General features: G+C 36.6%; 1 protein-coding gene. It reads left to right on the top strand.

All coding sequences use genetic code 11. The annotated features are described in order from the left end of the window. Positions 1-41 precede the first annotated feature (41 nt). On the top strand, positions 42-2,021 hold the full coding sequence (locus tag RB298_RS06755) for a zinc ribbon domain-containing protein (RefSeq protein WP_486046492.1): 1,980 nt from the start codon (positions 42-44) through the stop codon (positions 2,019-2,021). Positions 2,022-2,136 lie beyond the last annotated feature (115 nt).

The raw sequence follows: 2,136 nt of genomic DNA, 5'->3' as shown, positions 1-2,136 counted from the left end.
ACATATAGGAGTATAAAGTTTTTCATCAGGAGGATACATACATGTTATTTTGTAAAGAATGTGGCAAGCAGCTAAAGAAAGGAGCGGAATTTTGCCAGGAATGCGGGCGACCTGTTGAACAAAACAGCGCACAACAGACTTCGCTTCAAGGGAATTATAGCAGTGGGCGAATATCAAATCAATCACCCGAGCCACCTAAGCAAATGTCTAAAAAGACAAAAGGAAAACTTATTGCTGCAGGAGCAGCGGTCGTTCTATTAATAGGAGGATATAAGGCAGGGGAGCATTTTACTGATAAAGATAGAGTTATTGAACGCTTTGAAACAGCCGTACATAATAATGATCAAAAAACTGTTGCTCATCTGTTAAGTTCTGCAGATTCAAACTTGGAAATAAACAAAGAAAGTGTTAAAGGATTTATGACATATTTTCAAAAGCATCCTGATGAAATAAATGACATGATAGACGTATTAAAAGTAGAATCTCAAGCATTAGATAAAGGAATTAATCTGGATAAAGAGTTAAGCAGCAGCTACGAAGATGATCCGGAGGTTCTTCCTTTTCAGTTAGCACAACGTGGGAAAGCAGCTTTTCTTTTTGATAAATATACGATTGAAGTAAAGCCCATGTATCTACAAGTAGAAACGGATTATAAAAATACAGCCATTTATGTAGACGGGAAAAAAGTTGGGACTGCTTCTTCCAATAATTTTTCGAAGACGTATGGACCTTACGTGCCTGGTATGCACAGAGTAGAAGGAAGATATAAAACGGAGTTTGTCGATTTGGTCACAAAAGACACAGTCTCATTTATGGATAATATAAACAAAAAAACAGTCTCCTTGGATTTGAAAGGCGAAGACATTGCCATTGATTTGGGAGAAAATCCTCCAGATATGAAAGGTAAATTGTTAATTGATGGGAAAAAGGTAAACCTTAATCCTTTTAAAACACCTGAATTTGGTCCTGTTGTAACGGATGGCTCAATGAGTATGAAAGTAGCAGCAAACTTTCCTTGGGGAGAAATAACAAGTAAGGATATTCCCATTGATAGCGATGAAATCTATTACAACTTTGGTAGAGATAAAGATTTAGAAAATGCATTAATAAAAATAGCAGCTGCTGAAAATGAAAACTTATTTAAGGTTTATAGCACAGGTAAGCCGAATGCATTAGAGAACGTTACGAATCATTACAAGCGTGCAGTCACGGAATCTATTGGCGATGGAATGGACACGGAGTACTCAAAAATCAAATACGTAGGTACAACGTTTGATTTGAATACAGGCGAACTGAATTACACGGATGAAGGAAGTTGGGAAGCTACCATCGTCGGTAAAGAATTGTACGGTATTGACTATGGTTCAGGCTTTGAAAACGAGGAAAAAGTTCTTAAATACAGTTTAGTGTACGATGAAACGAAAAAGAAATGGCTGCTTGATGATGTAGAGGACGCATATGATTCGTTCTCAGAAAATGTGGAGGAGGTTAAAGAGGAGCATCCAATAGTATATCAAATGAAAACCGCTAAGTTAGAGGGAAACGATAATGATGATAGTGAAGTGGTAGTTGATGATACAGACGTGGAAAATACGGATGAAGGTGTTCGTACAGAAACAGAAGATACAGCAGAGGTGGAAGATGAAGATGTATCCGATACAGCCGACCTTACACGATTTATGACAGAGTACATGGATGCAACGATGGAATCGATTAAAAGTCATAACTTCTCAATTGCAGCGCCGTATATTGATCCAGCTGGGAAAAAGTATAGCGAACAAAAAGAGTATACTGCATATCTAAATCAAAAGAATATTACAGAAGATTTATTGAATTTTGAGGTGACGAAAGTAGAACCTATACCAAACGGTTACCAAGTAAATACTTCAGAAGAATATAACATTACATATGGCGACGGCAGCGTGAAGCACAAAAAATTCAAAAGTGTGCACAAAATTCAGCAGCAGGCTAACGGAAGCTTAGGCGTGAATGAATTAATTAGCTCGACTGAAGTGAATTAAATATAAAATTATATCTAAAAAAGCTCTGTATCAAAGTTTGTACAGAGCTTTTTTTAACGGATATATTTAAAAAATAACGCTCCTAAAATACCAAAAATGGTGTATAATGCTAAAA

The organism is Priestia sp. BR_2, assembly GCF_041954005.1.
Lineage (GTDB): Bacteria > Bacillota > Bacilli > Paenibacillales > Paenibacillaceae > Paenibacillus_AQ > Paenibacillus_AQ lautus_A.
This window is presented reverse-complemented; position numbering and strand designations above follow the sequence as displayed.

What these genes read in the sequence shown, in the direction of transcription:
- RB298_RS06755 (WP_486046492.1), top strand. Translation starts at nt 42, where the DNA reads ATGTTATTTTGTAAAGAATGTGGCAAGCAGCTAAAGAAAGGAGCGGAA.